The organism is Pseudomonas sp. PME37.24/006, from assembly GCF_055556635.1.
The window spans coordinates 66,441-89,575 of sequence record NZ_JBVHNL010000002.1 but is presented as its reverse complement, the minus strand read 5'-3'; the positions used below and the strand labels follow the sequence as shown (position 1 = coordinate 89,575).

Sequence of the window (23,135 nt, the reverse complement as noted above, 5' to 3'; positions counted from 1 at the left end):
AGCGTTTGGATGGCAGACAGTCCCCTAGATCGATGGCGTAGCTACCATTCGCCGGCAAGCCGGCTCCTACAGAACCGCATGTATTTTCGATCTTATAGGAGCCGCGACCCCGCGGCGAATAACGGCCACACCGCAGATCTTCAGTATGGCCACCATCACGTTCGCGCCGGGGGCGACGCGCTCATAGGGTTGGCGTCAGCAGGCTACGGCTTGTCGGGCATGCCATCTTCTACGCCAGCGGTGTTATCCAACAGGCTCTTGGTGGCGGTCTGCAGGAAGCCCTCGAGGCGCTTCTTCAGCAACCCATCGACCGGGCCTTCGATGCGCTCGGCAGTCGGCTTGGCACCCAAGGTGTAGCGATAAAGCCGCGGCTCAAAGCCCTTGGGCTGAACCAAAACCTGATCAGGGGTAACGATAGCCACTGTCTGGTCGCCGCCCGATGGTTTGATCACGCCGATGCCACCGTCGCCCTCCGGCAGGTTGAGCAAGTCACGCCCCCAACACTGGTGCCGCACCTCACCACCCAGGCGGCCCATGATGGTCGGCACGATGTCGACCTGGGTGCCCACGGTATGGCTGACCTTGCCAAACTTCTCCTGGATACCCGGTGCGATCAGCAGCAACGGCACGTTGAAGCGCTGCAGATCCATTTCGGTGACCTGATCGAAACCGCCGAAGCCATGGTCGCCCACCACCACGAACAGGGTGTCCTTGAAGTACGGCTCCTTGCGCGCCTTCTCGAAGAACTGCCCCAGGGCCCAATCCGAATAACGCATCGCCGTGCGGTGCAGGTTCTCCTTGCCATCGATAAGCACCGGCTCAACCGGCAGATCCTTGGGCAAGGCGTAAGGCGTGTGGTTGGACAGGGTTTGCAGCAGCGCATAGAACGGCTTGTCGCCGTAGTTGGTCTTCAGCTCCAGAGCGCCGCGATCGAACATGTCCTGATCGGATACGCCCCAGGTCGGATCCATGAACACCGGATCGACGAAATCCTCGCGGCCAATGAAATCAGTCATACCTTGATTGCTGAAGAAACCGGACTGGTTGTCCCACTGGAAATTGCCGTTATAGACATACAGGTTGTCGAAACCGCGGCCACCCAAAAGCTGCGGCAACCCGGAGAACTTATGGGCGCCTTCCGGCGTGCGCATCAGATACTCGAAGCCCGGCAAATTGGGGAAGCACGCCATGGTGGCGAACATGCCCTGATGGGTATGGGTGCCATTGGAGAAGAAGCGGTCGAACAACAGCCCTTCCTGGCTCAGCTTGTCGAAATAAGGGGTGATGTTGCCCGGCGCGCCGAGTGCACCGACAGAGTGCCCGGCGAAGCTCTCCATCAGGATGACCACCACATTGCGGATCGGCAGCGTGCCGTCGGCCGGCGGCGTATAGACGCGGCGCATGGCGGCGCTATCGGCGTCGACCAACTTGTCGTCCGGGGTCAGCAACATGTCGCGGGTGACCTGCCGGGCCTGGTCGTCTTCCATGGTCGGTTGCCAGGTGTTGTCGCGGTGCGGGCCGAAGGTAGCCTGGGCAGCGGTGAACAGGGTCAGGGTGCCGTTGAGCCCCAACTGGTTGGCGAACATCGATTCGGTGGTATAGGCATCGCCCCAACGCAGCGGCGGGCCCTGGCGCAAGTGGCCACGGGCCGCGATCACCGCGATCAGCAGGCACAGGAAGAACACCGAAACGCGCCAGTACCAGGCGACCTTCGGACGTGCGACGGCAGCGCCTTGTAGCGTTTTCGTGCGGCTGGCACGGTCGAACAAGGTGAACATCCACCACAGCAGGCCGGTGATGACGAACCAGGCGATCAGGTAACGGGCAACCGGGAAACCGTTCCAGAGCATGCTCATCACGGTGGCCTGGTCTTCCTGAAGGTACTGGAACACCAGGCTGTTCAGGCGCTGGTGAAACTCCTTATAGAAGTCCAGCTCGGCCAGGCCGAGAAACAGCGTGATGCTGGCGAACAATGTCAGCCAGACGCGCTGCCAGACGCGCGCAAGCATGGCGCGGGTGCTCAGCAAGGCGATCAGCAACGGCGCGCAGGCATAAACCACCACACGCAGGTCGAAACGCAGGCCGTTGTAGAAGGCCTCGGCAAAATCTGCAACCGGCGTATCGCCGATCAGGTCGCGGTTGTAGGCCAGCAACGCGGCGCGCAGACCGGTGTACATCACCAGCAACGCCAAGGCGCTGAACAGGGTGAAAAGCAACTGGCTGCGTAATGGCTGAAAGGAATGCGAGGCGCTAGGAGGGGTGCCCTGAACTGCTGTAGGGGTCATGTTCAATCATCCACAAAAGACTTATTCCGCCCAGCTCGCCGCAGATAACGGCGACTGGTGCCGCACGAGTGTGTTCGTGTGGATGTGAAAATTTTGTCGATAAGGATTCTCAGCGAACCTGCAGCTCTGTTTGAAAGTCATTTCCACGCTGACAAGATACCGCCCCGGGGTTATCGTCAGCGCCATGACACCGAGCGAAACCATCAACCTGCCTTACCTGGCGCCCTGGAGCTGGCAGCAGTTCCATGAGCACTTCAAGTTACGGGCGATACCTGGACAGGAGCTTCTGGGCGATCGCGACTACTGCCGCAGTTTTCGCCTGGCTGACGTTACCGGCTGGTTCCGGGTCAGCGCCCTGCCCGACCAGAACGCGCTTGAGCTGGCTTACAGCACCTCGGTCGAAGCCTGCCTGCCGCAACTGACCCAGCGCGTGCGACGCATGTTCGATCTGGATGCTGACCCGGCCATCATCGCCGCCCACTTCGCGGCAGATCAGCACCTTGCACCGATGCTCGCGCGCAATCCAGGCCTGCGCTTGCCCACCGCTTTCGATGCCTTCGAACAGGCCGTGCGGGCCATCGTCGGTCAGCAGGTCACGGTCAAGGCGGCGGTAACAATCACCGGGCGTCTGGTCAGCCGACTCGGCGAATCGCTGGCAGACGCACCAGCCGGTATCGACCGCCTGTTCCCGACACCCGCCGCCATCGCTGCTGCCAACCTCGACGCCATCGGCATGCCCGGCAAGCGCGTACAGACCCTGCAGCACTTCGCCGCCCAGGTCGCCAGCGGCGAGTTGCGCCTGGACATCAGCCAGGGCGCGAGCGAGCTGATCGCGCGGCTTTGTGCTCTACCCGGCATCGGCCCCTGGACCGCCGAATACATCGCCTTGCGCGCGTTCGGCGACGCGGATGCCTTTCCCGCCAGTGACCTGGGCCTGCTGAAGGCGCCGATCTGGGGAGCAGGAGGTATCACCGCTCGCCAGTTGCAGGCCCATGCAGAGGCCTGGCGCCCCTGGAGGGCTTATGCCGCAGCCCATCTCTGGCAAGACTATTCAGGAGGCTGAAGATGTTCTATCGCTACCAGGAAAGCCCCATCGGCCGCCTGTTCATGGTTGGTGACGGCGCCGGCCTGCAGCAATTGCTCATGGACGTGGAACGCACGCCCTGGCAGATCGGCGATGACTGGCGCGAGGCTGGCTCGGAGCTGGATGAAGCCAGCCGCCAGCTCGACGAATACTTCAGTGGCCGTCGGCAGCGCTTCGAGTTACTGCTCAACCCTCAGGGCACGCCGTTTCAGCAGTTGGTGTGGCGCGCCTTGCAGCAAATCCCCTACGGCCGCATCGACAGCTACAGCGCACTGGCCCAACGCATTGACAGACCCAGGGCAGTACGCGCCGTCGGTACCGCCAACGGCGCCAACCCGATCTGCATCATCATCCCCTGCCACCGCGTCATCGGCCGCGATGGTAGCCTGACCGGCTTTGCCGGCGGCCTGCCACGTAAACAACTGCTGCTGGAGCTGGAGGGCGCAGTGCCGCGACCACAGGCCTCGCTGTTCGACTAGAACGACTCAGTCTTCCAGGCGCGGAAAAGAGGCGGCGATGGGATCGCCACTGGGCTTGTCAGCAGCGCCGCTACCGGACGACAGGCGCACAAGCGCGCAATGGGGAAACTCGCCCAGATCGAACCAGTGGGGCGTACCAGCGGGCACCGAAACCAGCGCATTGCGCTCACCCACCAGCGCATAGACGTAATCGCCGACATGCAGATTCAACAAACCCTGCCCGGCTAGGAATAGATAGAGCTGCGCGCCATCCACCACGATTTCCAGGGGTGGCTCGGCGGGCTTTTCGCCCTCCTTCGGCCAGCGACGCTGGTCGACACTGATCACCTCCACGTGACCCAGATCGTGATCACGTTTGAGCTGCTCCAGCGGCCCGGCAAGCGCAGCGAGGATGTCCTCGGGCGCCGCGCCGGCCTGCAGTTTGGCGTCAAGATCGACAACCCTGTAATCGATACCGGCTGCTGTCAGCGTGCTGGCGATGTCCTCAGCATGACCCAGGATCTTGTTGGGAATATTGGGGCTGGACTGATGGTGGACGCTCAGGCGGCTCATGGAGGAATCCTTTAGTAAGTGCTCGCTACCCTGCGGGCAGCGTGATTTGACCAGCAATCAGGGACGCGCCGGATCGGCCGTGCGTCTGGCCATGATAACGGCTGCAGCCAGTGCGGCCAGCCCCGCCAGGGCGAATGTCCAGTGCGGGCCCAGGCCGTTCCAGCTGTAACCGGCATACAAAGCACCCAGGGCACCGCCAATTCCGGCCAGCGAGGCGTATAGCGCCTGGCCCTGCCCTTGCTGACGAGCGCCGAAACTGCGCTGCACGAAGGCGATGGAAGCCGCGTGGAAGCTGCCGAAGGTGGCGGCGTGCAGCACTTGCGCGAACAGCAGCACCAGCAGGTGATCAGCGAAAAAGCCCATCAATACCCAGCGCAGCGCGGCGATGGCGAAGCTGGCGACCAGTACCTGGCGCAGGCTGAAATGCTTGAGCAGGCGCGCCATGGCCATGAACACCAGCACCTCGGCGACCACCCCCAACGCCCAGAGCATGCCGATCAGCCCACGGCTGTAGCCGAGCTGCTCCAGATGGATGCTAAGAAAGGTGTAATACGGCCCGTGGGACAGCTGCATCAGCGCTACACACAGATAGAAGGCCAACACACCGGGCTGCTTGAGTTGTTGAAGGAAGCCGCCGCGGCTCGGCGACTGCGAAGATACCAATGGTTGGGCATCGGGCACCCAGAAGCTGCTCAGGCCGATGCCGGTGATGATCAGCAGCAACGCCCAGGGATAGACGTCCAGGCTGAACCAGTCGAAGGCCTTGCCCAGCCCCACCACGCTGAGAATGAAACCGATCGAGCCCCACAGACGGATCTGCGCATAACGGGCCGACTGTTCGCGCAGATGGGCCAGGGTGATGACCTCGAACTGCGGCAGCACCGCATGCCAGAAGAACGCATGCAAGGCCATCACCATGGCCAGCCAGGCGTAGCTCTGGCTGACGAAGATCAGGCTCAGGCTGAGCAGCGTACACAACGCACCGAGGCGAACGATCAACAAGCGCCTGCCGCTGTAATCGCCCAGCCAGCCCCACAGGTTCGGCGCGATGCAACGCATCAGCATGGGGATGGCCACCAGCTCGCCGATCCGCGCTGGCGAGAAGCCCAGATGGGCGAAGTACAGGCCAAGGAAAGGCGCGGTGGCGCCCAGCAGCGCGAAATAGAACAGGTAGAAGCCGGACAGGCGCCAATAGGGCAAGGCCGCGTTCATGACGTAGTCTGGGTCGAGCGCAGCGATACCCGGGGCAGCTTCAAGGTATCGCCATGCTCGTTCCAGCCTGCGCAGTCGATCACAGTTGCGGCAGCACCGGCGTATTCACGCGCACATCGGCGTTCTGACCGCGATGGCGCAGCAGGTGATCCATCAGCACGATGGCCATCATCGCCTCGGCGATCGGCGTGGCGCGGATGCCTACGCACGGATCATGACGCCCCTTGGTGATCACGTCTGCCGGGTTGCCGTCGATGTCGATGGAGCGGCCCGGTGTGGTGATGCTGGACGTCGGCTTGAGCGCCAGATGAGCGACGATCGGCTGGCCACTGGAAATACCACCCAGAATGCCGCCAGCATTGTTGGACAGGAAGCCTTCAGGAGTCAGCTCATCACGGTGCTCGGTACCGCGCTGTGCCACCGAGGCGAACCCTGCGCCGATCTCGACACCCTTGACCGCGTTGATGCTCATCAGCGCGTGGGCCAATTCGGCATCCAGGCGATCAAAGATCGGCTCGCCGAGCCCCGGCATGACGCCCTCTGCGACCACGGTGATCTTTGCGCCAACCGAATCCTGATCGCGACGCAGCTGATCCATGTAGGCCTCGAGCTCAGGTACCTTGTCCGGGTCTGGGCTGAAGAAGGCGTTTTCCTCGACCGAGTCCCAGGTCTTGAACGGAATCTCGATGGGCCCCAGCTGGCTCATGTAGCCACGAATGACGATGCCTTGGCTGGCCAGGTACTTCTTGGCGATGGCACCTGCAGCCACGCGCATGGCGGTTTCCCGGGCCGAGCTGCGACCGCCGCCGCGGTAGTCGCGAACGCCGTACTTGTGGTGGTAGGTATAGTCGGCATGTGCCGGGCGGAACAGATCCTTGATAGCCGAGTAGTCCTTGGACTTCTGGTCGGTGTTGCGGATCAGCAGGCCGATGGAGCAACCCGTGGTCTTGCCTTCGAATACGCCGGAGAGGATTTCCACCTCGTCGGCTTCCTGGCGCTGGGTGGTGTGGCGGCTGGTACCCGGCTTGCGGCGGTCGAGGTCGCGCTGCAGGTCGTCCAGGGAAATGTCCAGCCCGGGCGGGCAGCCGTCGACGATGGCGACCAGCGCAGGGCCGTGGCTCTCGCCTGCCGTGGTGACGGTGAACAGCTTGCCGAAGGTATTGCCGGACATTGCGCGAGGCTCCACATCAGTTCGATCAGCAGCCTGCGGCGAAAAGGCAGGCCCAAGAGGAAAGCCGCTGAGTATACTCCGTCGCACCTGCGGAGATCACCCGCGAGCGAACCTTTGGCCATTTGCCAGCGTCCAACAGATCCCATTACAGACACGTTCCCATCATGCTGCGAGCCCTGCTTTTGACCCTCTCCCTTTTAACCGGCCTGGTTCAGGCTGCCCCCATCCTGCGTGAACAGGTTAGCCTGGATACCGGCCAGGGCGTGCTGCATGGCTCTCTGGTGCTGCCGCAACGCACCGAGGCCGTACCGGTGGTACTGCTGGTGGCCGGCTCAGGGCCGACCGACCGCAATGGCAACAACCCGGGCGGCGGACATAACGATGCGCATCGCAAACTGGCCCAGGCGCTGGCTCAACAAGGCATCGCCAGCGTCCGTTACGACAAGCGCGGCATCGCCGCCAGCTTTGCTGCGACGCCGCACGAACGCGACCTGAGCGTGGAGCGCTACGTCGCCGACGTGGTTGCCTGGAGCCACAAACTGCATGCCGACAAGCGCTTCAGTCAGGTGATTCTGGTCGGCCACAGCGAAGGCGCGCTGATCGCCAGCCTGGCAGCACCCGAATCCGGTGCCGATGCCCTGGTGTCCATCGCCGGCAGCGCGCGCCCCATCGACCAGTTGCTACGTGAGCAATTGCGCAACCGCCTGCCGCCGCGACTGCGCAGCGAGGCCGATGGGTTGCTCGACTCGCTGCGGAACGGTCACCCAGTTGCCGAGGTATCGGACGAATTGACAGTTCTGTTTCGCACCAGCGTACAGCCCTACCTGATTTCGCTGTTCCGCCAGGATCCGGCTGCAGCCTTTGCCAAGGTGCGCGTGCCGGCACTGATCATTCAGGGGAGTCACGACATTCAGGTCAGTGTGCAGGACGCCGAAGCGTTGCATGCCGCCAACCCGGACGCCGAGCTGCAGATCATCACCGGCATGAACCATGTGCTGCGCATCGTGCCGATGGACTTCGAGGCGCAACTGGCCTCCTACGACAACCCGGATCTGCCCCTGGCGCGTGCCCTCACCGCCCGTATCGCCAGTTTCATTCAGGGCTTGCCGCCTGCAGAAACCAGCGTCGCTGCCGATAACCATTAAGCCGACGCTCAACTTCGCGACGGCTTTTTGAGGAATGCCCCATGACCGACAGCGAAACGCCAGCCGTCGCCGCACCTGAAGAGGAGCAGGCCGAGTCGTCCCATCCGTGGGCCAAACTCGGCCCGGAGCACTTTCGCCTGCTGCGCCTGGCGCCTCTACCCATCGACCGCCACACCGGGGCGCGGCCGCTGCGTTTCGTCCAGCTTGGCCGGGTCGAGCGGCACAGTAAGGAACAGAGCTTGCTGCGCCTTACCTTGCAATTGCCGGGGCAGAAGGTACGCAAGGAACAAAACGTACTGGAACTGTGGCTCGACCATCGCGCCAAGGAAGGCCGTTTCGGCCCGGACAGCGACTTGAGCCTGGAGCCGCAGAACCGCGGCCTTGGTCGTTTTCTGCTGGCTCAGGCAGCCGCCTGGGCCAAACAGCACTGTGCCCATTACACCCTCGAAAGCGGCCCGCTGCCGAGCCGCGACGCGCTGAGCGAAGAGGCCCGTGCGCGCCGTGACCATTGCCTCAAGGCCCAGGGTTTCGCCGTCGACTATCAGGACGGTCAGCTCAAGGCGCATTACAGCGCATCGCGCCTCAGCGACCTGCACAGCGACTGGAATGGCGAAAAGGTCAGGTTCATCGAACAGTTGGACGCCGCACAGATGCTCCAGCAGGCGGATCAGAATCTGCACGAGCAGGATGTGCAACTGCGCAAACAGCATGAGCGCCTGGAGCAGCTCAAGCGCGAGGACGGCGGCCTGCGCTTCACCATCGCCTGCCTGGTAGCCTTCGCCCTGTTCCAGGCGGGCCTGCTGATCTGGATCGCCACCCACTAAAAACCGCTGTAGCCGACGTGCAGCGGCATTAACCGCAGACCAAGAAAAAGGCCGTTACCCCAAAGGTAACGGCCTTTCTCATTGCAGCTGAAGCGCAATGATCAAACCCGAAAGTGGCTGACCATCTGCTGCAGCTGACTGCCCAGGCGCGCCAGCTCGACACTGGACGCAGCGGTTTCTTCGCTGGCTGCGGCAGTCTGCTCGGAGATATCGCGCACGTTGATCACGCTGCGGCTGATCTCTTCGGCCACCGCACTCTGCTGCTCGGCAGCGGCAGCGATCTGCTGGTTCATCGACTGAATGTTGGACACCGTGCGAGTGATGCTTTCCAGCGAGCCACCCGCCTTGCGAGTCAGTTCCACGGTGCTGTCGGTCAGGTCGCGGCTGCTCTGCATGATGTTGGCCACCTGCTGAGTGCCCTGCTGCAGCCCGGCAACCAGGCCCTCGATCTCTTCGGTGGACTTCTGGGTACGTTGCGCCAGACCACGTACTTCGTCGGCAACCACGGCGAAACCACGACCGGCTTCACCCGCACGCGCTGCCTCGATGGCAGCGTTGAGGGCCAGCAGGTTGGTTTGCTCGGCCACCGCCTTGATTACATCCATCACGCTACCGATCTTGTTGCTTTCCTGCTGCAGATGGCTCATCGCTTCGGTGGAGCGCGTCACTTCGGCAGCCAGACGCTCGATCTGGGCGATGGCTTCGGCTACCACGCGGTCGCCCTGGGTAGCTTCACGGTCGGCGTCCGAAGCCGCACGAGATGCGTCAGCGGCGTTGCGCGCGACTTCCTGCACGGTGGCGGACATCTCGTGCATCGCGGTGGCGACCTGGTCGGTCTCGACCTTCTGACTGTTGACCCCGGCGCTGGTCTGCTCGGTGACTGCCGACAATTCCTCGGCAGCGCTGGCGATCTGGGTGACGCCGTCACGGATACCGCCAATCAGATCACGCAGGGTTGTGCCCATACGCTGAATGCCCTGCTGCAGCACGCCGATCTCGTCACGGCGGGTTACATGCAGGGTCTGGCTCAGATCGCCACCGGCGATACGCTCGACCGCGACCAGGGTTTCCTGCAGCGGACGGGTGATCTGCCGGGTGATCAACCAGGCGGCGAGAATACCGACCAGCAGAGCCAGCACAGTGGTGCTCAATTGCAGGGTACGGGCAGACGCCGTTTCACTGTCACGACGCTCCATTTGGATCGCGGTGAGCTCCTTGCTGATCTTGACGATTTCGTAGCCTTGTTCGGTCAGCTCCTTGCGCGCCACGGCAATGGATTCGGTCGCCGACTTGAACGCCATGACCGCTGCACGGTAGTTGTCCAGTGCGGTAGCGACCAGGCTGACGCGCTGGGAGTGCTCGGCAGAGAACGCCTGACGGAATTGCTCGAGATCCTTGATGGTCGTCTCGATCTGGGCGATGGCCGTACGCTCGGCGTCGGCATTCGGGCTACCGGTGTAACCACGCACCTGGTAACGCACCAGTTGCCAGTCTTCCTTAGCCTTGGTGATCGCCTGGAACTCGGCAGCGCGGGTTTCATCGTAGGGCGGCAGGTTCAGTACGGCGGTGTTGATCTCATCGATCGCCTGACCTGCAGTGACGGCATTGCGGGTCATTTCCTGACGCGCGTCATTGCTCGCACGGTAGCCGCTGCGCATCTTGTTCAGCGACAGCTGATAGGCGTCGATCTGCGTGCCCTGCGCTTGCAGCAAGCGGACGTTGTCGGGGCTTTTGAAGCTCGACAGTACCTCGGCATGCTGAGCCTTGAAGCCATCGAGAGACTTCTGCACGGTTTCGGCGACCGTTTCGTCACCGTTGGCCAGCATATATTGCAGGCGGGTTACGCGCAGTTCAGTCAGCGTGTCGTTCAAGCGCGCAATGTCCGAGGTCCAGTCACTGCGTTGAATCAGGCTGCCCAGACTGGTCCATCCAGCAAGAGCAAGTACACAGGTAAGGGCAAGCACGAGGCCAAAACCCAAGGCAAGTTTCAAGGTTACGCTGATGTTCGCGAACCAGCTGTTCATAATGTTCTCCGACCTTTTAAGGGGGTTAAGCAGCTGGAGATTTATTCTTGGACCAGTCTGAAATTTTAAGCGGCACGCATTCTATCGGCGGGAAAATAAATAACTAGAGCGGCACGATGCAGATGGTGAAGCCAAAAAGATAAAAACCTAGTCACACGCTAGGTTATTGAGCATGAATTTTTTATTTATCAGATAGATAGATTGAATATCTGGCGGTGAGTCAGTTTTTTATCCGTGACATCAGGCCGCAGATCAGCCCTGATTCAGGCGCCAAACAGCACCGTCCAGCGCACCGTAGATCGTTCGCCCAGGCGCTGCGTCGATGGCCATGCCGCCGGTGAATTCACCAAAGGCCGGCAGCAGCGTGATGTTCTGCTCGACGCTGAAGCACGGCATGCGCACGCGATCACGCCCCCGGCCGCGTAGCACGAATACCGGGTGCAGGTGCCCGGCCAGCACATGCAGGCCAGGACAATCCAGGGGTTCATGGCAGAGCGCGAAAGGCCCCATGCGCCAGGGCTCGCTGACCACCTCAATGGCCAGATCGGCTGGTGGGTCGCCGGCACTGCGGTCATGGTTGCCGCGTATCAGCACGATCTGCAGCTCGGCATGCCGTTTGCGCCACTTCTGCAAGGCCGCCAGGGTGCTGCCGGTTCGCGCCGGGCGGGCGTGGAGAAGATCGCCCAGGAAAACCAGGCGTCGAGTCGGATAGCTGGCCAGTAGCTCATCCAGCCGCTGCAGATTACGGGCCGTGGTGCCCTGGGGAACCGGCTGGCCCAGGGTGCGATAGGTGGCGGCTTTGCCGAGGTGTGCGTCGGCGACCAGCAGAGTCTGCTGGGCGGGCCAGTACAGCGCCTTATCGGCCAGCAACCACAGCGTTTCACCGGCGATATCTATGGCAAGGTGAGGCGTCCCGCTCATGCCTCACTGCCCTTGGACTTGCGGCGCGGACGGCCATCCTTGCGCTGGCGTTCGCCACGACGTATGGCTGGCTCGACCTCGATCAGCGGTTTAGCGACAACCTGCCCGCCTGGTCCGGCGGCACGCTCCAGTTCGCCGAGCATGCGGGCGATGCGGTCGGCGAGCTTTTCAGAGCTGTGTCGCTCGCGAAAACGCTCGACCATCAGCGGAAAGGCCAGCGGTGTTACACGGCGCAGCTCATGCAGATCCAGGCGCGCCGCACGCATGTCGGCCAGGGTGCGCTGCAGTTGCCTGACATCCAGCTCCTGGCTGAGTACTTCATCGTGAGCCTGGGTCAGCAGCAAGTTGTTCGGGTCGTACTGGCGGAACACGTCGAAAAACAGCCCGCTGGAGGCCTGCACCTGGCGCAGACTTTTACCCGCGCCAGGGTAGCCGCCGAACACCAGTCCGGCGATACGGGCGATCTCGCGAAAACGCCGTTGGGCCAGCTCGCTGGCGTTGAGGCTGGCGAGCACGTCGTGCAGCAGGTCGTGGTCGTCGAACAGATCGCCGCCGAGCAGCCCCGCCCAGTCCACTTCACTGGCACACAGCAGCTCCAGGCCATAATCGTTGACGGCAATCGAGAAACTCAGCGGCTGCCGCTGGCCCAGGCGCCAGGCCAGCAGACTGGCCAACCCCAGATGCACGTTGCGCCCGGCGAAGGGATATAGAAACAGGTGCCAGCCTTCGCGCGAATGCAGGATTTCAGCCAGCAGCGTGCCAGGTGCCGGTAACGCGGACCAGTGCGCCTGCACCTCCAGCAGCGGTTGCAGCCTGTGCATTTCCGGGCCATCGAAGTGGCCCTGCGCCGCCGCACCAAAACGCGCCACCACGGCTTCGGCCAAAGCACTGGAGAGCGGCATGCGCCCACCATTCCAGCGCGGCACGCTGGCTTTGCTGGAATTGCTACGGCGTACGTAGGCCGTCATGTTCTCCACCCGTACCAACTCCAGGGGCCGCCCGCCGAACAGAAACACGTCGCCCGGATGCAAACGGGCTATGAAGCCTTCCTCGACGCTACCGAGCGAACCACCGCCGCCGCCTTTGCTCCACCATTTAACGGTAACGCTGGCGTCGCTGACGATGGTGCCCACGCTCATCCGATGGCGTCGCGCCAGACGTGGGCTAGGCACTCGCCAGATGCTTTCTTCGTCCGGCTCCACGCGCTGATAATCGGGGTAGGCGCTGAGCGATTCCCCACCCTGACGCACGAATGCCAGGGTCCAGCGCCACTGGGCATCGTCCAGGTCGCGATACGCCCACGTGCTGCGTATCTCTTGCAGCAAATCATCCGGACGAAAACCGCCGCCCAGGGCCACGCTGACCAGATGCTGAACCAGTACATCCAGCGGCTGATGGGGGGATTCACGTGCTTCGATACGCCCGGCTGCGACGGCGTCTTGCACGGCAATGGCTTCGATCAATTCAAGGCCGTGAGTGGGAACAAGAGTAATCCGAGAGGTACGCCCCGGCGCATGACCGGAACGCCCAGCGCGTTGCAGCAGACGGGCGACACCCTTGGCCGATCCGATCTGCAGAACCCGCTCGACAGGCAGGAAATCGACTCCCAGATCCAGGCTGGAGGTACAGACCACCGCTTTCAGCTTGCCCTGCTTGAGCCCTGACTCGACCCAATCACGGACTTCCCGGGCCAGCGAGCCGTGGTGCAGGGCGATCAATCCGGCCCAGTCCGGTCGCGCGTCAAGCAATGCCTGATACCAGAGTTCGGACTGCGAACGGGTGTTGGTAAACACCAGGGTAACGCTGCTGCTTTCCAGCTCCTCGACGACTTGAGGCAACAGCCGCAGGCCCAAGTGCCCGGCCCAGGGAAAGCGCTCCATCACCGCCGGCAGCAGCGTATCGATCTGCGGCCTGGCGCCCTGCTCGCCGCGCACCAGACGACCGCCGCCGTCAGGCAGCAGCACCTCCATGGCATGGGGCTGGTTGCCAAGGGTAGCCGACAGTCCCCAGACGATCAGTTGCGGGTTCCACTGGCGCAACCGCGCCAGGGCCAGCTGCAGTTGCACACCGCGCTTGTTGCCAAGCAACTCGTGCCACTCGTCCACCACCAGCATGCCGACATTGGCGAACTGCGCCTTGGCGTCAGCACCGGTAAGTAACAGCGTCAGGCTTTCGGGCGTGGTCACCAGCGCGGTCGGTAGGCGGCGAGCCTGGCGCTGTCGCTCGGCGCTGCCGGTATCGCCGGTGCGCATGCCCAGCGTCCAGGGTATTTCCAGGCCATCGAGCGGCGCTTGCAGGGCACGTTGCGTGTCAGCGGCCAGCGCACGCATTGGCGTGATCCACAACACGGTAAGAGGCGCAGCCGGTGGCGCGCGCTTGCCACTGGCAGGCTTCTTGGCAGCATTCTTGCCCGCGAATCGATTGATAGCAGCCAACCACACGGCATAGGTTTTACCCGCACCAGTCGACGCATGCAGCAGGCCGCTCTGCCCATCGGTCACTGCCTGCCAAACTTCCTTCTGAAAGTCGAATGCCTTCCAGCCATTGCGCCGCAGCCAGCTACTGGCCAGGCTCATTGCAGCAATTCCTGCAGCAGCGCCAGGGTATCGGCCTCCTCCACCGTCTTGTCATGACGCCAGCGCAACATGCGCGGAAAACGCACGGCGATGCCGCTCTTGTGGCGGGGGGAACGGGCGATGCCTTCGAAACCCAGTTCGAACACCAGGCTCGGCGTGACACTGCGCACGGGGCCGAACTTCTCCACGGTGGTCTTGCGCACGATGGCGTCGACCTTGCGCATTTCCTCGTCGGTCAACCCGGAGTAGGCCTTTGCGAACGGCACCAGTCGGCGTTCGGGATCGCCTGGCGCGCCGTCCCATACCGCGAAGGTGTAATCGCTGTACAGGCTGGCACGCCGGCCGTGACCACGCTGGGCGTAGATCAGCACGGCATCGACGCTCAGGGGGTCGATCTTCCACTTCCACCAGACACCAACGTCCTTGCTGCGCCCTACCCCGTAAGCCGATTCCCGCGCCTTGAGCATCATCCCTTCCACGCCCAGCGCCCGTGAGGCCTCGCGCTGTTCGGCCAGGGCCTGCCAGCTATCGTCATGCAGCAGTGGCGACGGCATCAGCCGCGGGCTCGCGCAACTGGCGACCACCTGCTCCAGTTGGGCACGGCGTTGGTGTTGCGGGCGGTTGCGCCAGTCATCGCCCTGCCACTCCAGCAGGTCATAGGCCAGCACAGCCACCGGCACCTCTTCGAGCAGCTTGCGGCTCAGGGTTTTACGACCGATGCGCTGCTGCAACAGGGCGAAGGGCTGAATGCCGTATTGCTCGAGCTGTTCCTCGACCTGATCGTTGAGCCGCTCGGCAGATTGCTCGGCAGCCTGGGCCATCAACTCGCCCTGCCGGGCCGTGGCCTCCGGGGCGTGGCGCCAGACCACCAGTTCGCCATCGACCACGGTGCCGTCCGGCAGCGATGTCGCTAGTTCCTGAAGTTCGGGGAAGCGCTCACTGATCAGCTCTTCACCCCGTGACCACACCCATAATTGGCCGTCACGCTTGACCAGTTGCGCCCGAATGCCGTCCCACTTCCATTCGATCAGCCAGTCGGCGGGCGAACCCAGGCTGGCGTCGAACTCCTCCAGCGGGCGCTGCAGCGGATGGGCGAGAAAGAAAGGGTACGGCTGGCCACCGCGCTGAGCGTGTTCGTCATCCGACTCGGCAGCGATCAGCCGCTCGTAGGAGGCGGCCGTGGGCCGGTGCGACAAGTCGGTATAGCCGACCAGACGCTGAGCCACGCGCTTGGCATCGACATCGGCAATGGCAGCCAATGCGCGGGTGACCAGAAGCTTGGAGACACCGACACGAAAGGCGCCGGTGATGAGTTTGATGCTGACCATCAGCGATGGCGCATCGAGCTGAGCCCACAATGCGTCGAGGCGCATCGCCAATTCGTCCGGTGGAAGGCCGCGTAACGGCAGCAGTTTTTCTTCCACACAGACGGCCAGCCCGTCCTGGGAGGTCGAGGTCGCCGCAGGCAGCAACAGCGCGATGGTTTCCGCCAGATCGCCTACCGCCGAATAGCTTTCCTCGAATATCCATGCCGACAGGCCGGCCCGCTGCATGGCCAGCTCGCGCAACTGCCGTGAGGGCACCAGCTGCCGTGGCCTGCCACCAGCCAAAAAGTACACCGCCCAGGCGGCGTCTGCAGCTTCGGCGTCACGCAGGTAATCCTGCAGTGCCGCCAGTTTGGCGTTGCTCGAGGTGGTGGCGTCGAGGCGCGCGTAAAGCTGCGCGAAGGCGATCACGGGGCAGGCTCCGCTGCTGCGTCGTCTTCTTCACCGTATTCGGTGTCGAACGCCTGGGCATCCAGGCCCTGCTCGCGCAAGTGCCGAACCAGAATGCTCACCGAACCGTGAGTGACCATGACCCGCTCGGCACCGGTCTGCTCGATGGCCCACAGCAGGCCAGGCCAGTCGGCATGATCGGAGAGCACGAAACCGCGATCGACACCGCGCCGCCGACGGGTGCCACGCAACAGCATCCAGCCGCTGGCGAAGGCATCGCTGTAGTCACCGAAACGCCGTATCCAGGTGCTGCCACCCGCCGAAGGTGGCGCCAGGATCAACGCCTGGCGCAGTAGCGGATCGCCCTTGGGCACCTCGCCGGCATAGCGCGTTTCCGGTAGGTAAACCCCGGCATCGCGATAGACCTGATGCAACGGCTCCATGGAGCCATGGCCCAGGATCGGCCCGATGCTCGCGTCGATACCGTGGAGGATGCGTTGCGCCTTGCCGAACGCATAGCAGAACAGCACGCTGGCCCGGCCGGCTTCGCGATTCTGCCGCCACCAGTCATTGATGCCGGCGAATATCTGCGCCTGAGGCTGCCAGCGGTAGATCGGCAGGCCGAACGTGGATTCGGTGATAAAGGTGTGGCAACGCACCGGCTCGAATGGATCGCAGGTACCGTCTGGCTCGACCTTGTAATCGCCAGAGGCGACCCAGACTTCGCCACGGTATTCGAGGCGCACCTGGGCCGAGCCCAGCACGTGGCCGGCAGGATGAAAACTGAGGGTGACGCCGTGATGGTCGATGGTCTCGCCATAGGCCAGGGTCTGCAGGTTGATATCGCGCCCCAGGCGGGTGCGCAGAATACCTTCACCCGGAGCGGCCGCCAGATAATGGGCGCTGCCTCCGCGGGCATGGTCACCGTGGCCGTGGGTGATGACAGCGCGCTCTACCGGACGCCAAGGGTCGATGTAGAAGTCTCCGGGAGGACAATACAGGCCTTCTGGCCGTGCAATCACCAGATCCAAGCAGGCGACCTCCGGAAATGGAAAGACGGGAGTAAAGGGTGTGCAACGGGAAGTGGCCAGAGCCATCAGCGGCAGTCGCCGCCGACGGCGATGCCTGCGTCAGTTCAGTGACGCAGGCGCTGGCTCATATGTAGCCGAGTAGCAGCAGCACCAGCACGATGACCAGCACCAGCCCAAGCCCACCCGTGGGACCGTAGCCCCAGCTGCGGCTGTGCGGCCATGCCGGAATGGCGCCAACCAGCATCAGGATCAGAATGATCAGCAGTATGGTTCCCAAGCCCATGGCTATCTCCTTGCGTATCTGTCGGCGAACCACTCGAAGTGATCCGCCTGGCATCAGAAGCCTGTGCAGGCATCCGTTCGGATGCAGGGCATGGCGCTGCGGCGAAGCCAGCGTCTGGCAGAGCGCTCGTCGCAGCGCCATGCCCTACACCTTTTACGACTTGGCACGGAAACGGAAAGTGCAAACTTTAAATCGGCGCCATGACTGCGGCGCGGCAACAACCGTTAGCGCCGAGGTCGATGCTCCTGCGAGATTGCGCCAGACAATCATCTTGCAGGCACCGCAATACTGTAGGAGCTGCGCCCCCCGCGACGAATCGTCAGGGCAACGCCAAAACCGCGGTACGGCCACTATCGTTCGCGCCGAGGTCGACGCTCCTACGAGATTGCGGCGCAGGTTGACTATTCGGACAGAGCGAAGCGTGCAGCGCGTTCGATCAGCTCGGCATCAGGACGCACGCCGGTGTACAGGGCGAACTGCTCGACGGCCTGCAAGACGATCACTTCACCACCGGTAATGACTGGCTTGCCGAGCGAACGGGCCAGGCGAATCAATGGGGTTTCCACCGGCACGGCGACCACATCGAATACCCACTTGGCAGCGGCAACGGCGCGCTCGTCGAAGGCCAGTTGCTCGGCCTCCGCGCCACGCATGCCCAGCGGCGTGACGTTGACCAGCAGGTCTGCCGGCTTATCGCCCAGCGTCTCGCACCAACTCACCCCGCACTGCTCTGCAAGTGCCCTGCCCGCCGCTTCGTTACGGGCAACGATATGGCCATTGCCGAAGCCACTGTCGCGTAATGCGCAAGCCACTGCCTTGGCCATTCCGCCACTGCCGCGCAAGGCGTAGTGGCTGCTCTTGGGTACGCCGTGTTGCGCGAGCAGATGCACCACGGCGCTGTAATCGGTGTTGTAGCCCGTCAGGTGGCCGTCATCCGCGACGATGGTGTTGACCGACTGCAGCGTCGCTGCCGACTCGTGCAGGGCATCGAGGTGTTCGATGCAAGCTTCCTTGAACGGCATCGACACCGCGCAGCCGCGTACGCCCAGCGCGCGGATACCGCCGATGGCAGCCGGCAGGTCGGTGGTGGTGAACGCCTTGTACAGATAATCCAGTTGCAGTTCCTGATACAGATAGTTCTGGAAGCGCGTACCGAAACTCCCCGGCCGTCCGGAAAGCGACATGCACAGGCGGGTGTCCTTGCTGATGCTGAGTGTCATGCAAACAACCTCAGAGCCGGCTCAAAGTCTGCTACGCGCTTGCATGGCTCCAACACGAGAGACGTTGGCCTGGCACTTAGAAAATGTAATCGGTGGTCAGGAAGTTCGATGAACGCTGACGGATCACCTCACTGACCAGCGCCTTGTTGTCGTCCGTGAAGCGGGTCGCCACCAGGGTGCGGATCGAGAAGGTACGCAGGGCGTCATGCACCGACAGCGTGCCCTCCGCGGAATCCTTGCGACCGTTGAACGGGAAGGTATCCGGGCCGCGCTGGCACTGGGCGTTGATGTTGATGCGCCCGACCTGGTTGGCGAAGGCATCGACCAGGCGACCAATCTGCTGCGCATCGTTGCCGAACAGGCTCAGTTGCTGACCGAAATCGGACTGCAGCACGTAGTCGATCACCTGCTCGACATCGCGATAAGGCACCACCGGCACCAGCGGGCCGAACTGCTCTTCGCCGTACAGGCGCATCTCTGGCGTCACTGGGCACAGCAGCGCCGGAAAGAAGAAACTCTTGCGGCTCTCACCACCACCCGGATTGATGATCTTCGCGCCCTTGGCGACGGCATCGGCCATCACCGTTTTCAGGTACTCGACCTTGCCCGGCTCAGGCAACGGCGTCAGCGCGACCCCCGCCTCCCAGGGCATGCCGGGCTTGAGTTTGGCCAGGCCGGCGCTGAATTTATCGAGGAATGGCTGCAGCACATCTTCGTGAACGAAGAGAATCTTCAGTGCCGTACAGCGCTGACCGTTGAACGACAGGGCCCCCGTCAGCGCCTCGCTCACCGCATTGTCCAGATCGACATCGGCCAGCACGATGCCCGGATTCTTGGCGTCCAGGCCCAGTGCCGCGCGCAGGCGATGGGGCTTGGGGTGCAATTTCTTCAGATCACTGGCGCCCTTGTGGGTACCGATGAAGGCGAACACGTCGACCTTGCCACTCTCCATCAGGGCGCTGACCGTTTCGCGCCCGCGGCCATAGATAATGTTGATCACGCCCGGCGGGAAGCTGTCGCGGAACGCTTCCAGCAACGGGCGCATCAGCAACACGCCGAACTTGGCCGGTTTGAACACCACAGTGTTGCCCATGATCAGCGCCGGAATCAGCGTGGTGAAGGTTTCGTTCAGCGGGTAATTGTACGGCCCCATGCACAGCGCTACACCCAGGGGCACGCGGCGAATCTGCCCCAGGGTGCCCTGCTCCAGTTCGAAACGGCTGGAGCGACGATCCAGCTCTTTGAGCGCACCGATGGTGTCGACGATGTAATCGCAAGTACGGTCGAACTCTTTTTCGGAGTCCTTGAGGTTCTTGCCGATCTCCCACATCAGCAGCTTGACCACCGCCGTACGCTGCTCGCGCATACGGGCCAGAAAGGCTTCGACATGGGCGATGCGCTCGGCGACGCGCAGGTTGGGCCACTGCCCCTGGCCATGATCGTAGGCCGCGACGGCGGCATCCAGCGCGGCCAGGGCGGCATCGGCGTCGAGCAGCGGCGTACTGCCGAGCACCACCTGGCGCTCGGCATCGCCCTCGGCGAGATGGATCGGGCTGCGCACTTGCGCCAGTGGCCCCTGCCAGTGGCGCAACTCGCCACCGACCAGGTATTCACGCTGCTCGACCGGGGCATCGGGGCGGTAGGCTTCAGGGATATCGTGCAGACGGGGAAACAGCGCAGCGAGATCGAAGGGACGGGACATGAGAACTCCAGGACGGAGGGAGCCCGGCCCCACGGCGCGGGCTATGACGGGATGAGTTGGCTCAGTTCAGCAGCGCCAGGGCGTCGGCGCTCGCCTGACGTACCTTGTCCCAGCCCGCGGAGCTGTCCAGCATCCAGCTGCCGCCGACGCACATCACATTGGGCAGGGCCATGTAACGCTGCATGTTGTCGGGGCTGACGCCGCCAGTCGGGCAGAAGCGGATGTCTCCGAATGGGCCACTGAGCGCCTTGAGCGCAGCGGTTCCGCCACAAATTTCCGCAGGGAACAGCTTGAAGCGGCGATAGCCCAGGGCGTAACCGACCATGATCTCCGAGGCACTGGCTACGCCGGGCAGTAGCGGTATCGGACTGTCCAGTGCCGCACGCAGCAGTTCGTCGGTAGAGCCTGGGCTGACGATGAACTGGGCACCGGCCTCCTCCACCGACTCCAGCATGCGGCGATCCAGCACCGTACCGGCGCCAACGCACAGATGGGGGCGCTCATCGCGCAGGCGGCGGATGGCGGTCAGGCCGTGCACCGAGCGCAGAGTGATTTCCAGCACCTGCAGGCCGCCGGCATCCAGGGCATCGGCCAACGGCAGAATGTCTTCCTCGCGGGCGATGGTGATCACCGGCATGATCCGCGCCCGTGCGCAGAGTGCATCGATGCTGGCAATCTTTTCAGCCATGGTGGGGGCTGGGCGATTGATGGCGTGTGTCATGTCTTTTGATCCTTTTGGCCTACGGGCACCAGTAAATTTCTAAAGGCGCGCCAAGAAACGCGCTGATCGGCATTTTTTTGTGTTCACGTTGTTCTAGCGCCTGCTCCAGCACGCGCAACTTTCCCTCTCCTTCGATCGACAACAATTGCAGTCGAGCGGCCTTGAGCAGCGGCAGCGTGAGGGTCAGGCGCTGGTGTGGCACCGCTGGAGCGAGCATCGGCAAGCAGCGGCGCGAGCCATCTGCCTGCAGCGCTTGATCGAGATTGGGGCTGTTAGGGAACAGCGAAGCGGTATGCCCGTCGGTGCCCATGCCCAGTACCAGCACGTCGATGGGCGGCAGGTCGTTCAACGCCTGTTCGGTGAGCGTCGCCGCCTCTTCGAGGCTGCCCGCGCTGTGGTACAGGCCGAGCAGTCGCGCTTCGGCGGCTGGCCCCTGAAGCAAGTGCCGACGCACCAGTGCCTCGTTGCTGTCTTCGTGGGCAACCGGCACCCAGCGTTCGTCGGCCAGGCTTACCAGCACCTTGTTCCAGGGCAAGGACTGCTGCGCCAGCGCCTTTAAGAAGACGATCGGGCTACGCCCGCCCGACACCACCAGCGTAGCGCTGCCATGGCTGTCGATGGCATCGCGCAGCGCGCCGGCCACTCGGTCGGCCAGAGCTTGGGCCAAGTGCTGCGAATTGTCGTGGCTGCGGGCAACCACGCCCGCGGGGAATTCGAGGTCAGAGATCGCCATACCAGGCCCTCCCGTCGCGAGTGATCAGGGCGATGGAGCTCATCGGCCCCCAGCTACCGGCGACGTACGGCTTGGGTGGGTCGCCAAGTTTTTTCCAGCCGGCGATCAACTGATCGCACCACTGCCAGGCGTGTTCGATTTCATCTTTGCGCACGAACAGGTTCTGATTGCCACGCATGACCTCCAGCAGCAGCCGTTCATAGGCATCGGGAATGCGTGAGCTGCCATAGGTTGCCGAGAAATTCAGTTGCAACGGGCCGCTGCGTAGCTGCATACCCTTGTCCAGTCCCTGATCCTTGGTCATCACCTGCAGAGAAATACTCTCGTCCGGCTGCAGGCGGATGATCAGCTTGTTGCCTATCAACTGCCGCTGCTCGGGAGCGAAGATGTAGTGCGGCGGTTCCTTGAAATGAATGACGATCTGCGACAGCTTCTGCGCCATGCGCTTGCCGGTGCGCAGGTAGAACGGCACCCCGGCCCAGCGCCAATTGCGTATGTCGGCACGCAGGGCGACGAAGGTTTCGGTGTCGCTATGGGCGTTGGAGTTTTCTTCCTCCAGATAGCCCGGCACCGGCTTGCCATCGCTGGTTCCGCCCACGTACTGGCCACGCACCACATGACGGGAAAGCTGCTCGGCGTTCATCGGTTCGAGCGCCTTGAGCACCTTGACCTTCTCGTCACGGATGGCATCCGCCGAGAGATCGCCAGGTGGATCCATGGCGATCAGGCAGAGCAGCTGCAACAGGTGGTTCTGGATCATGTCGCGCAGCTGGCCGGCCTTGTCGAAATAGCCCCAACGGCCTTCGATACCGACCTTCTCCGCCACGGTGATTTCCACGTGGGTGATGTGGTTCTGGTTCCACTGGGTCTCGAACAGGCTGTTGGCGAAGCGCAGGGCGATCAGGTTCTGCACCGTCTCCTTGCCCAGGTAATGGTCGATCCGATAAACCTGGGTTTCCGGAAAGTAGGCCGCCACCGCATCATTGACCGCACGGGACGATTCCAGATCGTGGCCGATGGGCTTCTCCAGCACCACGCGGGTGCCTTCGGCCAGACCGACCGCGGCGAGGTTGGCGCAGATGCCGCCATACACGGAAGCGGGCGTGGCGAAATAGGCGATCAGCTGACGCCCGCTACCGACCGCTTCGGCCAGCTGCGGGTAAGCATCAGGTGGCAGGAATTCCATGCTCAGGTAGCGCAGGCGTGCCTGGAAACGCTGCATCACTGCCTCGTCCAGTTCCTTGGCGGGCAGGTAGCGGCGCAGGTGGCTGTCGATGGCGCTCAGGTGCGTGGCGGGATCACCGCCCTCGCGCGCCAGGGCAAGCAGCTGGGTATCCTCGTGCAACAGCCCGGCGCGATCGAGCTGATAGAGGGCAGGAAATAGTTTACGCAGTGCCAGGTCGCCCAGGGCGCCGAACAGAGCGAAGGTACAAGGCTCAACGGGAATCACGGACATG

19 protein-coding genes and 1 pseudogene are annotated in these 23,135 nt (G+C 63.1%); 4 read left to right on the top strand and 16 right to left on the bottom strand.

Going from position 1 to position 23,135, the window contains the following annotated elements; genetic code table 11:
• Window positions 1-203: 203 nt before the first annotated feature.
• Complete coding sequence (locus ACZ3GY_RS05840; protein ID WP_465909295.1) at window positions 204-2,285, bottom strand: LTA synthase family protein; 2,082 nt, start codon at window positions 2,283-2,285, stop codon at window positions 204-206.
• Between the two features lie 184 nt (window positions 2,286-2,469).
• Between ACZ3GY_RS05840 and ACZ3GY_RS05835 the strand changes: the two genes are divergently transcribed.
• On the top strand, window positions 2,470-3,348 hold the full coding sequence (locus ACZ3GY_RS05835) for a DNA-3-methyladenine glycosylase family protein (protein WP_465910008.1): 879 nt from the start codon (window positions 2,470-2,472) through the stop codon (window positions 3,346-3,348).
• A 2-nt stretch (window positions 3,349-3,350) separates the two neighbouring features.
• Window positions 3,351-3,848 carry a methylated-DNA--[protein]-cysteine S-methyltransferase gene (locus ACZ3GY_RS05830; RefSeq protein ID WP_463565148.1) on the top strand — a complete coding sequence of 166 codons (498 nt, stop codon included), beginning with the start codon at window positions 3,351-3,353 and terminating at the stop codon, window positions 3,846-3,848.
• Between the two features lie 6 nt (window positions 3,849-3,854).
• Here ACZ3GY_RS05830 and ACZ3GY_RS05825 read toward each other — a convergent pair whose 3' ends face one another.
• From ACZ3GY_RS05825 to aroC, 3 genes are all read right to left on the bottom strand, one after another.
• The gene (locus ACZ3GY_RS05825; protein ID WP_465909294.1) at window positions 3,855-4,400 is read right to left on the bottom strand and encodes an acireductone dioxygenase; all 546 of its coding nucleotides are present in this window, start codon (window positions 4,398-4,400) and stop codon (window positions 3,855-3,857) included.
• Between the two features lie 57 nt (window positions 4,401-4,457).
• The gene (locus ACZ3GY_RS05820) at window positions 4,458-5,612 is read right to left on the bottom strand and encodes an MFS transporter (RefSeq protein WP_465909292.1); all 1,155 of its coding nucleotides are present in this window, start codon (window positions 5,610-5,612) and stop codon (window positions 4,458-4,460) included.
• 79 nt (window positions 5,613-5,691) lie between these two features.
• Window positions 5,692-6,783 (bottom strand): chorismate synthase, encoded by a 1,092-nt coding sequence (aroC, locus tag ACZ3GY_RS05815; RefSeq protein ID WP_225831943.1) that lies wholly within the window; start codon window positions 6,781-6,783, stop codon window positions 5,692-5,694.
• 164 nt (window positions 6,784-6,947) lie between these two features.
• Here aroC and ACZ3GY_RS05810 point away from each other — a divergent pair, with 164 nt between their 5' ends.
• Together ACZ3GY_RS05810 and ACZ3GY_RS05805 are read left to right on the top strand one after the other, a co-directional pair.
• Complete coding sequence (locus ACZ3GY_RS05810; protein WP_465909291.1) at window positions 6,948-7,928, top strand: alpha/beta hydrolase; 981 nt, start codon at window positions 6,948-6,950, stop codon at window positions 7,926-7,928.
• Between the two features lie 41 nt (window positions 7,929-7,969).
• Window positions 7,970-8,752, top strand: a complete 783-nt coding sequence (locus ACZ3GY_RS05805) for a hypothetical protein (RefSeq protein ID WP_465909290.1) — start codon at window positions 7,970-7,972, stop codon at window positions 8,750-8,752.
• Between the two features lie 101 nt (window positions 8,753-8,853).
• Here ACZ3GY_RS05805 and ACZ3GY_RS05800 read toward each other — a convergent pair whose 3' ends face one another.
• From ACZ3GY_RS05800 to zwf, 12 genes and pseudogenes are all read right to left on the bottom strand, one after another.
• The gene (locus ACZ3GY_RS05800) at window positions 8,854-9,558 is read right to left on the bottom strand and encodes a methyl-accepting chemotaxis protein (RefSeq protein WP_465910007.1); all 705 of its coding nucleotides are present in this window, start codon (window positions 9,556-9,558) and stop codon (window positions 8,854-8,856) included.
• A 198-nt stretch (window positions 9,559-9,756) separates the two neighbouring features.
• A pseudogene (locus ACZ3GY_RS05795) lies at window positions 9,757-10,623 on the bottom strand (methyl-accepting chemotaxis protein); the annotation flags it as partial.
• A gap of 405 nt (window positions 10,624-11,028) precedes the next feature.
• Entirely contained in the window at window positions 11,029-11,697 is a 669-nt protein-coding gene (gene pdeM / locus ACZ3GY_RS05790) for a ligase-associated DNA damage response endonuclease PdeM (protein ID WP_465909289.1), read from the bottom strand.
• The gene (locus tag ACZ3GY_RS05785) at window positions 11,694-14,273 is read right to left on the bottom strand and encodes a ligase-associated DNA damage response DEXH box helicase (protein WP_465909288.1); all 2,580 of its coding nucleotides are present in this window, start codon (window positions 14,271-14,273) and stop codon (window positions 11,694-11,696) included. Before ACZ3GY_RS05785 ends, pdeM begins: the two co-directional genes overlap by 4 nt.
• Window positions 14,270-16,009, bottom strand: coding sequence for an ATP-dependent DNA ligase (locus ACZ3GY_RS05780; protein WP_465909286.1), 1,740 nt, complete (start codon window positions 16,007-16,009; stop codon window positions 14,270-14,272). The genes ACZ3GY_RS05785 and ACZ3GY_RS05780 overlap by 4 nt, the downstream gene beginning before the upstream one ends.
• The gene (locus ACZ3GY_RS05775) at window positions 16,006-17,019 is read right to left on the bottom strand and encodes a ligase-associated DNA damage response exonuclease (RefSeq protein WP_465909285.1); all 1,014 of its coding nucleotides are present in this window, start codon (window positions 17,017-17,019) and stop codon (window positions 16,006-16,008) included. Before ACZ3GY_RS05775 ends, ACZ3GY_RS05780 begins: the two co-directional genes overlap by 4 nt.
• A 124-nt stretch (window positions 17,020-17,143) precedes the next feature.
• Entirely contained in the window at window positions 17,144-17,302 is a 159-nt protein-coding gene (locus ACZ3GY_RS05770; protein ID WP_070883450.1) for a DUF3309 family protein, read from the bottom strand.
• Between the two features lie 401 nt (window positions 17,303-17,703).
• Window positions 17,704-18,522: a shikimate 5-dehydrogenase gene (locus ACZ3GY_RS05765; RefSeq protein WP_465909284.1), complete on the bottom strand. Its 819-nt coding sequence runs from the start codon at window positions 18,520-18,522 to the stop codon at window positions 17,704-17,706.
• A gap of 76 nt (window positions 18,523-18,598) precedes the next feature.
• The gene (locus tag ACZ3GY_RS05760; protein ID WP_465909283.1) at window positions 18,599-20,224 is read right to left on the bottom strand and encodes an NADP-dependent glyceraldehyde-3-phosphate dehydrogenase; all 1,626 of its coding nucleotides are present in this window, start codon (window positions 20,222-20,224) and stop codon (window positions 18,599-18,601) included.
• A gap of 61 nt (window positions 20,225-20,285) precedes the next feature.
• Complete coding sequence (locus tag ACZ3GY_RS05755; protein ID WP_465909282.1) at window positions 20,286-20,945, bottom strand: bifunctional 4-hydroxy-2-oxoglutarate aldolase/2-dehydro-3-deoxy-phosphogluconate aldolase; 660 nt, start codon at window positions 20,943-20,945, stop codon at window positions 20,286-20,288.
• 19 nt (window positions 20,946-20,964) lie between these two features.
• Complete coding sequence (gene pgl / locus ACZ3GY_RS05750; protein ID WP_465909281.1) at window positions 20,965-21,678, bottom strand: 6-phosphogluconolactonase; 714 nt, start codon at window positions 21,676-21,678, stop codon at window positions 20,965-20,967.
• Window positions 21,665-23,134, bottom strand: coding sequence for a glucose-6-phosphate dehydrogenase (gene zwf / locus ACZ3GY_RS05745; RefSeq protein WP_463565163.1), 1,470 nt, complete (start codon window positions 23,132-23,134; stop codon window positions 21,665-21,667). Before zwf ends, pgl begins: the two co-directional genes overlap by 14 nt.
• Window position 23,135: the final 1 nt, after the last annotated feature.

What these genes read in the sequence shown, in the direction of transcription:
- pgl (WP_465909281.1), bottom strand. Translation starts at nt 21,678, where the DNA reads ATGGCGATCTCTGACCTCGAATTCCCCGCGGGCGTGGTTGCCCGCAGC.
- ACZ3GY_RS05800 (WP_465910007.1), bottom strand. Translation starts at nt 9,558, where the DNA reads ATGTCCGCCACCGTGCAGGAAGTCGCGCGCAACGCCGCTGACGCATCT.
- aroC (WP_225831943.1), bottom strand. Translation starts at nt 6,783, where the DNA reads ATGTCCGGCAATACCTTCGGCAAGCTGTTCACCGTCACCACGGCAGGC.
- ACZ3GY_RS05805 (WP_465909290.1), top strand. Translation starts at nt 7,970, where the DNA reads ATGACCGACAGCGAAACGCCAGCCGTCGCCGCACCTGAAGAGGAGCAG.
- ACZ3GY_RS05770 (WP_070883450.1), bottom strand. Translation starts at nt 17,302, where the DNA reads ATGGGCTTGGGAACCATACTGCTGATCATTCTGATCCTGATGCTGGTT.
- ACZ3GY_RS05840 (WP_465909295.1), bottom strand. Translation starts at nt 2,285, where the DNA reads ATGACCCCTACAGCAGTTCAGGGCACCCCTCCTAGCGCCTCGCATTCC.
- ACZ3GY_RS05835 (WP_465910008.1), top strand. Translation starts at nt 2,470, where the DNA reads ATGACACCGAGCGAAACCATCAACCTGCCTTACCTGGCGCCCTGGAGC.
- zwf (WP_463565163.1), bottom strand. Translation starts at nt 23,134, where the DNA reads ATGTCCGTGATTCCCGTTGAGCCTTGTACCTTCGCTCTGTTCGGCGCC.
- ACZ3GY_RS05755 (WP_465909282.1), bottom strand. Translation starts at nt 20,945, where the DNA reads ATGACACACGCCATCAATCGCCCAGCCCCCACCATGGCTGAAAAGATT.
- ACZ3GY_RS05810 (WP_465909291.1), top strand. Translation starts at nt 6,948, where the DNA reads ATGCTGCGAGCCCTGCTTTTGACCCTCTCCCTTTTAACCGGCCTGGTT.
- pdeM (WP_465909289.1), bottom strand. Translation starts at nt 11,697, where the DNA reads ATGAGCGGGACGCCTCACCTTGCCATAGATATCGCCGGTGAAACGCTG.
- ACZ3GY_RS05830 (WP_463565148.1), top strand. Translation starts at nt 3,351, where the DNA reads ATGTTCTATCGCTACCAGGAAAGCCCCATCGGCCGCCTGTTCATGGTT.
- ACZ3GY_RS05820 (WP_465909292.1), bottom strand. Translation starts at nt 5,612, where the DNA reads ATGAACGCGGCCTTGCCCTATTGGCGCCTGTCCGGCTTCTACCTGTTC.
- ACZ3GY_RS05825 (WP_465909294.1), bottom strand. Translation starts at nt 4,400, where the DNA reads ATGAGCCGCCTGAGCGTCCACCATCAGTCCAGCCCCAATATTCCCAAC.
- ACZ3GY_RS05765 (WP_465909284.1), bottom strand. Translation starts at nt 18,522, where the DNA reads ATGACACTCAGCATCAGCAAGGACACCCGCCTGTGCATGTCGCTTTCC.
- ACZ3GY_RS05785 (WP_465909288.1), bottom strand. Translation starts at nt 14,273, where the DNA reads ATGAGCCTGGCCAGTAGCTGGCTGCGGCGCAATGGCTGGAAGGCATTC.
- ACZ3GY_RS05760 (WP_465909283.1), bottom strand. Translation starts at nt 20,224, where the DNA reads ATGTCCCGTCCCTTCGATCTCGCTGCGCTGTTTCCCCGTCTGCACGAT.